8 protein-coding genes are annotated in these 8829 nt (G+C 71.7%); 1 reads left to right on the top strand and 7 read right to left on the bottom strand.

Annotated features, from left to right (window positions below; genetic code table 11):
* Positions 1-36 precede the first annotated feature (36 nt).
* Entirely contained in the window at positions 37-708 is a 672-nt protein-coding gene (locus VFL99_RS16435; RefSeq protein ID WP_325107436.1) for a TIGR03085 family metal-binding protein, read from the top strand.
* A 137-nt stretch (positions 709-845) separates the two neighbouring features.
* Here VFL99_RS16435 and VFL99_RS16430 read toward each other — a convergent pair whose 3' ends face one another.
* From VFL99_RS16430 to VFL99_RS16400, 7 genes are read right to left on the bottom strand one after another with little or no spacing between them, the layout of a single operon-like run.
* Positions 846-1952, bottom strand: a complete 1107-nt coding sequence (locus tag VFL99_RS16430; RefSeq protein WP_325107435.1) for an enolase C-terminal domain-like protein — start codon at positions 1950-1952, stop codon at positions 846-848.
* Positions 1953-1985: 33 nt separating this feature from the next.
* Positions 1986-2747 carry an imidazole glycerol phosphate synthase subunit HisF gene (hisF, locus tag VFL99_RS16425; RefSeq protein WP_325107434.1) on the bottom strand — a complete coding sequence of 254 codons (762 nt, stop codon included), beginning with the start codon at positions 2745-2747 and terminating at the stop codon, positions 1986-1988.
* Between the two features lie 19 nt (positions 2748-2766).
* A complete protein-coding gene (purU, locus tag VFL99_RS16420) occupies positions 2767-3633 on the bottom strand; it encodes a formyltetrahydrofolate deformylase (RefSeq protein ID WP_325107433.1) in 867 nt (288 codons plus the stop codon).
* Between the two features lie 28 nt (positions 3634-3661).
* The gene (locus VFL99_RS16415) at positions 3662-5032 is read right to left on the bottom strand and encodes an L-serine ammonia-lyase (RefSeq protein WP_325107432.1); all 1371 of its coding nucleotides are present in this window, start codon (positions 5030-5032) and stop codon (positions 3662-3664) included.
* Positions 5023-5628, bottom strand: coding sequence for a sarcosine oxidase subunit gamma (locus VFL99_RS16410; RefSeq protein WP_325107431.1), 606 nt, complete (start codon positions 5626-5628; stop codon positions 5023-5025). Before VFL99_RS16410 ends, VFL99_RS16415 begins: the two co-directional genes overlap by 10 nt.
* A complete protein-coding gene (locus VFL99_RS16405) occupies positions 5618-8473 on the bottom strand; it encodes a sarcosine oxidase subunit alpha family protein (RefSeq protein ID WP_325107430.1) in 2856 nt (951 codons plus the stop codon). Before VFL99_RS16405 ends, VFL99_RS16410 begins: the two co-directional genes overlap by 11 nt.
* Positions 8470-8748, bottom strand: coding sequence for a sarcosine oxidase subunit delta (locus VFL99_RS16400; protein WP_325107429.1), 279 nt, complete (start codon positions 8746-8748; stop codon positions 8470-8472). Before VFL99_RS16400 ends, VFL99_RS16405 begins: the two co-directional genes overlap by 4 nt.
* Between the last annotated feature and the right edge of the window lie 81 nt (positions 8749-8829).

Here is an 8829-nt window from a genome sequence, read left to right as displayed (position 1 = left end):
CACGACGTCCATTGTGCCCACTGTCAGGATGGGGCCATGAGCCACACCGCCCGTGAGGAACGTCGCGCGCTGTGCGACACGCTCGTCGCCACCGGTCCGGGGGCCCCCACGCTGTGCGAGGGCTGGCTGACCCGCGACCTCGCCGCGCACCTCGTCCTGCGGGAGCGGCGGCCCGACGCGGCGGCGGGCGTGCTCCTCCCGGCGCTCAAGGGACGCACCAACCGGATCCGCGACGAGTTCGCCCAGCTCGACTGGCCGGTCCTCGTCGACCTGGTCCGCAACGGGCCGCCGGCGTGGATGCCCACCGCCATCCCGCGCGTCGACGGCCTGGTCAACACCGGGGAGTTCTTCGTCCACCACGAGGACGTGCTGCGCGCCGCGCCCGGCTGGGGCGCTGCCGACCGCCGGGAGGTCAGCGACGCGCTGCAGGAGGACCTGTGGGCTGCGCTGGCCCGCACCGGGCGAATGATGTTCCGCCGCTCCCCCGTGGGGGTCGTGCTCGTCGCAGACGGCTACGGGCGTCGTGCCGTCAAGCGGCCGCCGGACCCGTCCGGTGACCCGGCCAAGGCGCACGGCACGGTGGTCCTGCGCGGTCTCCCGGGTGAGCTGTTCCTCTACGGGTTCAACCGCAAGCACGTGGCTCAGGTCGTCGCCGACGGCGAGCCGGCCGACGCCTGGCACCTCGCGCAGACCCGGCTCGGCGTCTGACGCTCGCGGGGCCGGGCCAGGCGGGGCCGCGCCGGGACGGACTCGGCCAAGTGCCGACTTCTGCATCCTCGCCCGGCCCCGCGCCGGGACGGACTCGGCCGCGTGCCGACTTCTGCCCCCAGCCCTGCTCCGATGCGTCAGCCGGAGCGGTACTTCTCGATGTCCGCCTCCCGCACCTCCAGACCGAGCCCGGGCCGGGACCGGTCCGGCTGCAGCAGGCCGCCCGGCTGCGGATCGAGCACGCCGTCGAAGACCATGCCCTCGATGCGGACGTGGTCGTGGAAGTACTCCAGGTGCCGCAGGTGCCACACCGCCGCGCCCACGTGGGCGCTCGCCTGGGGAGCGCAGTGCAGCGACAGGTCCATCGTGCGGGCGTCGCACAGGGCGGCCACGCGCAGCAAGCCGCTGAAGCCGAGGCACCTGGTGGGGTCGGCCTGCAGGCAGTCCACCGCACCGGCGTCGAGCATCTGGTGGAAGTAGGGCAGGTGGTAGCCGTACTCCCCCGCCGCGATGTCCAGCCCACCGGGCCCGGCGTCCCGCAGCAGCCGCAGGCCCTCGAGGTCGTCGGAGCTCACCGGCTCCTCGAACCACCGGATGTCGTGCTGCGCATACCAGTTCGCCCACCAGAGCGCCTGCTTGCGCGAGTAGGCACCGTTGGCGTCGACGAACAGCTCGGTGTCCTCGCCGATCGCTCCGCGGGCGACGGCGACGCGGTGCTGGTCCTCGTCGGGGTTGCGGCCCACCTTCATCTTCACCCGGGGGATCCCCGCGTCCACCCAACCCTCGAGCTGGTCGCTGAGCTGGCGGTCGACGTATGACGTGAAGCCGCCACTGCCGTAGACCGGCACCCCTTCGTGCACCGCCCCGAGCGCCACCGAGACGGGCAGGTCCACGAGCCTGGCGTAGAGGTCCCACAGGGCGATGTCGGCGGCGGAGATGGCCTCGGCCACCAGCCCGGGCTTGCCGAGGTTGCGCACCTGGTGCTGCATCAGCGCCCACGAGGCGGTGGGGCTGAGGGCGTCCTGCCCCTGCACGGTCTGCGACAGCTTGCCGGTGACGACGCTGGCGACGGCGGGGCCGGCATACGTGTAGCCCACGCCCACCCGGTCACCGGCGAAGGCCTTGACCAGGATCATCGTGGTCGAGTCCCACTCAAGGGTGCCGTCGGACTCCGGTGCGTCCGTGGGGAACTCGTAGACGCTGGCCTCGAGTCGATCCACCGGCACGGTGCTGGAGCTGGTCACGAGTCTGCCTTCCGGTCGGGAGCGGCTGCCTCTTCACGGTAGCGATCGGACCGGCATCCCGCGGGTTCGCAGCGCGTCCTTCACCTCGGCGACCGTGAGGGTGCCGAAGTGGAACACGCTGGCGGCGAGCACCGCGTCGGCTCCTGCCTCGACCGCGGCGGCGAAGTCCTCGGGGCGACCCGCTCCCCCGCTGGCGATGAGCGGCACTCCCGCGGCCGCCCGCACCTCGCGGATCAGCTCGAGGTCGAAGCCTTCCCGCGTGCCGTCGGCGTCCATCGAGTTGAGCAGGATCTCCCCCGCGCCGAGCTCGGCGGCCTTGGCGCACCACGCGATCGCGTCCATGCCCGTGCCGCGCCGGCCACCGTGGGTGGTCACCTCGAAGCCCGGGCCACCGCGCCGGACGTCAGCGGAGAGCACCAGCACCTGCGCGCCGAACCGGTCGGCGACCTCGGCGATCAGCCCGGGGCGGGCGATGGCGGCGGTGTTGACCCCGACCTTGTCGGCGCCGGCCCGCAGCAGGCGGTCCACGTCGTCGACCGTACGCACCCCGCCACCCACGGTGAGCGGGATGAAGACCTGCTCGGCCGTGCGCCGGACGACGTCGTAGGTCGTCTCGCGGTTGCCGCTGCTCGCGGTGACGTCGAGGAAGGTGAGCTCGTCGGCGCCCTGCCGGTCGTAGCGGTGCGCCAGCTCCACCGGGTCACCGGCGTCGCGCAGTCCGGTGAAGTTGACGCCCTTGACGACGCGGCCGGCGTCGACGTCCAGGCAGGGAATGACCCGTATGGCGACACTCACCCGGCGAGCGTACCGATCCTCAGCGGAAGACCACCGTGCGCTCGCCGTAGCGCAGCACCCGGTGCTGGCCGTGCCACTGGACGGCGTGCGACAGGGCCAGCGCCTCGGCATCACGGCCGGCCGCGACGAGGTCCTCCGGCGCGTAGCTGTGGTCGACCCGGATGACCTCCTGCTCGATGATCGGTCCCTCGTCGAGGTCGGGGGTGACGTAGTGCGCCGTGGCGCCGATCTGCTTCACCCCACGGGCATATGCCTGGTGGTAGGGCTTGGCACCCTTGAAGCTCGGCAGGAAGGAGTGATGGATGTTGATGGCCCGGCCCTCCAGCCACGAGCACAGGTCATCGGAGAGCACCTGCATGTAGCGCGCCAGCACCACGAGCTCGACGTCGTCGGCCTGCACCAGCTCCTTGAGCCGTGCCTCGGCCTCCGGTTTGGTGTCCTTGGTGACCGGGAGGTGGGTGAAGGGGACCCCGGCGCGGTCGGCCATGGGTCGCAGGTCCTCGTGGTTGGAGACCACCCCGACGACGTCGACGTCAAGGCTGCCGGCACCCCAGCGGTAGAGGAGGTCGTTGAGGCAGTGGCCGAACCGACTGACCATCACCAGGGTGCGGGTGCGACGGCTGGCGTCGTGCAGCTCCCACGACATCCCGAAGCGCTCGGCGACCGGCTGGAAGGCCTTGCGCAGCACGCCGAGGTCCGCGCCGGCGCTGTCGAACGCCGTGCGGGAGAAGAGCATGTCGTGCACGTGGTCGTCGAACTGCTGGTGTTGCACGATGTCGCACTCGAGATCCACGAGGACCGACGTCAAGGCGTTGACGATGCCCGAGCGGTTGGGGCAGGACACCGTGAGCACGAACTGCGGTGTGCCCGGCGTGTGCTGTGTCATGAGGTTCTCCTCGACGAGCGGTGACGGTTCAGCATTCCACGACGTTGAGGGCGAGGCCTCCGCGTGCCGTCTCCTTGTACTTGTCCTTCATGTCCGCGCCGGTCTCGCGCATCGTCTTGATGGCGCGGTCCAGTGACACGTGGTGCCGTCCATCACCGCGAACGGCCATGCGTGCGGCGGTGATCGCCTTGACCGAGGCCACGGCGTTCCGCTCGATGCACGGGATCTGCACCAGCCCGCCGACCGGGTCACAGGTGAGGCCGAGGTTGTGCTCGATGCCGATCTCGGCGGCGTTCTCGACCTGCGCAGGCGTGGCGCCGAGTACCTCGGCGAGGCCTGCAGCGGCCATCGAGCAGGCGGAGCCCACCTCGCCCTGGCAGCCGACCTCGGCACCGGAGATCGAGGCGTTCTCCTTGAACAGCACCCCGATCGCCGCCGCGGTCAGCAGGAAGCGCACGACGCCGTCCTCGCTGAACGTCGGCACGAAGTCGCGGAAGTAGTGCAGGACCGCCGGGATGATGCCGGCCGCACCGTTGGTCGGCGCGGTCACCACGCGGCCGCCGGCAGCGTTCTCCTCGTTGACCGCCAGGGCGTAGAGCGTCACCCAGTCCATGGCGTGAAGCGGGTCATCCGCGGTGGTGTCGTTGAGCCGCAGCTGCAACTGCCTGGCGCGGCGCCGGACCTTCAGGCCGCCGGGAAGGACGCCGTCCTGGGCGCATCCACGGTTGACGCACTCCTGCATCACCTGCCAGATGTGCAGCAGTCCCCGCCGCACCTCGTCCTCGCTGCGCCAGGACTGCTCGTTGGCGAGCATCACGTCGCTGATCGACAGGCCGGTCTCCCGAGTCAGCGTGAGCAGCTCGTCGCCCGTGCTGAACGGGTAGCGCACCGGTGTGGCGTCGGGCACGATGCGCTGCTGTCCCATCTCGTCCTCGGCGAGAACGAAGCCGCCACCGACCGAGTAGTACTCGCGGACCGAGAGCTCCCCACCGTCGGAATCCCACGCCGTGAAACGCATCCCGTTGGTGTGCAACGGCAGCCGCTTGCGTCGGTGCAGGACGACGTCCTCGTCCACGTCGAAGACGACCGGGTGGCGGTGCAGCAGCGCCAGCTTGCCCGAGGTACGAGCCCGCTCGACGGCGGGCTCCGCCTCGGCCGGGTCCACCTGGTCGGGGGCCTCACCCCGCAGGCCGAGCACGACCGCCTTGACGCTGCCGTGTCCGTGGCCGGTCGCCCCGAGCGATCCGAACAGCTCGGCTCGCACGGAGGCCACCGACTCCAGCGTCCCGTCGGCCGCCAGCGCCTCGACGAAGGAACGGGCGGCGCGCATCGGGCCCACGGTGTGGGAGCTCGAGGGCCCGATGCCGACCTTGAACAGGTCGAAGACGCTTACTGCCACTGCGGGTCCCGCCGGTGGCCGTGGCACGCGTCGACGAGCCAGGCGGCCAGGTAGCCGGCGAACGAGGACCGCACCATCACCCAGTAGTCGTCTGCCGCGTCGCTGCGCGTCTGGAGCAGGACACCGGCCTTCGCGAGGTGCGTCATGACGCAGCTGCCCGCGTGGTTGACGGAGGGATGCAGGTCGATGGAGCAGCCGTGCGCCAGCAGCTCGCGGGCCTTCGTCCCGGTGAGGTGCAGCGTCGTGCGCTGGGCGGAGGTGTCCACGACGGCGCCTGCACCGGCGACCGCTGCCCGCAGCTTCCCCTCCAGCTCCTCGCTGCCGTCGGGCGCCACGACGAGCCACTCGTCCGGCCCCAGCCACAGCACCTCCACGTCGCCGGCGCGGGCGGAGGTGCACGGCTGGTCGGGCAACGCAGTGCCGAGGACGGCCCCCACCTCGTCGGCCGCCGCCGAGCCGGGGGCCACCCGCAGCGACAGCTGGGTCAGGAACGGCAGCTCGCGCAGCCGCACGGCGCCGGGCAGCGCCTCGAACTCTTCACGCCACGACGCCAGCGGGCTGGTGCGGACGTCGGTGGCCACCGTGTCAACCGTCACGACGGGCTCCTTCCTTGTCGTAGAGGACGCTGTCGGTCACCGTGACCGGCACGAGCTCGTCCCCGAGGGGGACATAGAGGGTCTCGCCCACGCGGTCCCGCCCGGAGCGCACCAGCGCCAGGGCGAACGTCCGGCCCAACGCCTCGCTGCGGTAGCTGGACGTGACGTGGCCGAGCATGGGCACGGGCGGTTCAGGCAGGTCGGTGGTGGCAACCAGCTGTCCACCCTCCGGCAGCAGCCGGGACGGGTCCTGCGGGAGCAGGCCCACGAGCTGCTTGCGGTCGGTGCGCTGGTTCTCGAGGCGGTCGAAGGAGCGCTTGCCGACGAACTCCTCCTTCTTCTTCGACACCACCCAGTGCATGCCGAGGTCCTGCGGCGTCACCGTGCCGTCGGTGTCCTGACCGATGATCGGGAAGCCCTTCTCGGCGCGGAGCACGTGCATCGTCTCGGTGCCGTACGGCGTGATCCCGAGCGGGCTCCCGGCGGCCACGAGCGCCTCCCACACGGCGAAGCCGTACCACGATGCGACGTTGACCTCGAAGGCCAGCTCACCGGAGAAGCTGATGCGGGCCACCCGGGCCGGCACGCCGGCGAGCGTGGTGTCACGCCACGTCATGAAGGGGAACGCCTCGTTCGACACGTCCAGGTCAGGGGCCACCGCGGCAATGACGTCGCGGGACCGAGGGCCGACGACGGGGAAGGTCGCCCAGTGCTCGGTCACCGAGGTGAGGTGGACGGTGAGCTCAGGCCACTCAGTCTGCAGCCACTCCTCCATCCACTCCAGCACCATCGCGGCGTTGCCGGTGGTCGTGGTGAGCAGGAAGTGCTCCTCGTCCAGGCGGAGCACCGTGCCGTCGTCGACGACCATCCCGTCGGCGCCGCACATCACGCCGTAGCGGGCCCGGCCGACCTTCAGGCTGCTCATCATGTTGGTGTAGAGCCGGTCGAGCAGCTCGGCGGCGTCGGGACCCTGGACGTCGATCTTGCCCAGTGTGGAGCCGTCCATGATGGCGACGCCCTCACGCGCCGCGCGGCACTCCCGGGCGACCGCGGCCTCGAGGTCCTCCCCCTCCTGCGGGAAGAACCACGACCGCTTCCACTGCCCGACGTTCTCGAACTCGGCGCCGTTGGCAGCGGCCCAGTCGTGCGTCGAGGTGACCCGGACCGGGTCGAGGAGCTGTCCGCGGTTCCGGCCGGCCAGCGCGGCGAACGGCACCGGGGTGTAGGGCGGCCGGAAGGTCGTGACCCCGAGGTCGGCGACGTCGACCCCGAGGGCCTCCGCGACGATCCCGGAGGTGATGACGCCGGAGGTCTTGCCCTGGTCCATCGCGGTCCCGATGGTCGTGTAGCGCTTCACGTGCTCGACCGAGCGCAGTCCCGCACCGGTGGCCCGGAACACGTCCGCCACGGTGGCGTCCCGCTGCAGGTCGACGAAGCGGGTGCAGGGACCGGTGCCCTCATCCGCGTCCGGCACGGCCCAGAGCACGGCACCGGGCAGCTCCTGCCGAGCCGACTCCTCCACCGTGGGCAGCTCTACGTCGATCTCGGAGCCACGTCCCACCGCAGCCGCGGCCGCTCGGGCCCCGTCGGCCAGGGTCTGGGCGAGCTCGAAGGTGCCGGCCGCGGCCCCGACGACAGACACCGCGTCGAGCTGTTCGCCGGGAACGAAGGCGCCCAGCTGCGCGTCGTAGCTCAGCCGACCACGGGCTTGGCTGAACAGGTGCACCGCCGGGTTCCAGCCGCCCGAGACGAGCAGCAGGTCGCACGGTATGCCGTCCCGCGCCCCGAGCGCCGTGCCGTCGTAGGGCGCGACGTGGGCACGGCTGACGTGGTCGACACCGCTCGTGCCGCACACGACGTGGCCCGGGCGAACCTCGACGCCTCGCCGCTCGCACTCGGCGAGCCAGCGCGACGGTGCCTGTGGCCGTGAGTCGACCACCACGACGTGCGCGCCGGCGTCCGAGAGCTCCACCGCCGCGGCGTAGGCGCTGTCGTTGGTCGTGAACACCACCACCTCACGGCCCGGTAGGACGCCGAAGCGGTGCAGGTAGGTGCGCGCCGATCCAGCGAGCATGGTGCCGGGCCGGTCGTTGCCGGCGAAGACGACCGGACGCTCGTGCGCCCCTGCGGCGACCACGACATGCTGAGCCCGGATCCGCCAGACGCGCTGGCGGGGCTCGTCCGGGTCGGCCGCGGCACCGAGGTGGTCGGTCCGCTTCTCGAGGGCCAGCACGAAGCCGTCGTCGTAGAAGCCGAACGCCGTCGTGCGCTGCAGGTGCAGCACGTCGGGGTAGGACGCGAGCTCGGCGGTGGCCGTGGCGACCCAGTCGATGGCCGGTGCGCCGTCCAGGCGGTCGGTGGTGCCGAGCAGATGTCCGCCGGCCTCCGGCTTCTCGTCGACCAGCGCGACCCGCGCACCGGCACGGGCCGCGGTCAGGGCCGCGGCGAGCCCGGCCGGTCCTGCGCCGATGACCAACACCTCGCAGTGGTGGTGCAACGCGTCGTAGCGAGCCGGGTCCGGACGGTCGGCCAAGCGGCCCTGGGCGGGGAGGCGGGAGGCGACGAGCCCGTCATACAGCTCCACGGTCGTGGCGGTGAGCATGGGCTCGGGGAAGGGCTCCTCGATCTGCACGAGGGCATTCGGGTCCTCCGGCCCGGCGGCGAAGATCCCGCGGGGACGACCGAACTTGATGCTCGTGCCGGTCTGGTGCACGCCGTTCGCGAGCAGCGCCGAGGCGAGGGTGTCGCCGGCGTAGCCGGTGTAGTGGGTGCCGTCGAAGGTGAAGGTGAGCGGGGCGTCGCGATCGACGCGGCCCCCGTGCGGCAGGCGGAAGGGAGCGTTCACGAGATCACCGGCTTCGGCTCGTCGGGGCGGTAGACGGCGAGGACCTGGTGCGTCGCCGTGTCGCGGATGGCGTTGAACCACCGGCGGCATCCGGTCGAGTGCACCCAGCGCTCGGCGAAGGGGCCCTTGGGGTTGTCACGGAAGAAGAGGTAGTCACCCCACTCCCGGTCGGACAGCGTCGCCGGGGAGGAGGGGTAGGCAACGTGGGCCTGGCCGCCGTAGTGGAACTCGATTTCCTCTCGGGGCCCGCACCACGGGCAGGAGATGAGCTGCATCGGAGATGCTCCTGGGTGGAAGTGGTCAGGGACTAGTGCGCGACTGCTGCGGCGCCGTGCTCGTCGACGAGGGCGCCGGTG

This window comes from Segeticoccus sp. (assembly GCF_035708005.1).
This window is presented reverse-complemented; position numbering and strand designations above follow the sequence as displayed.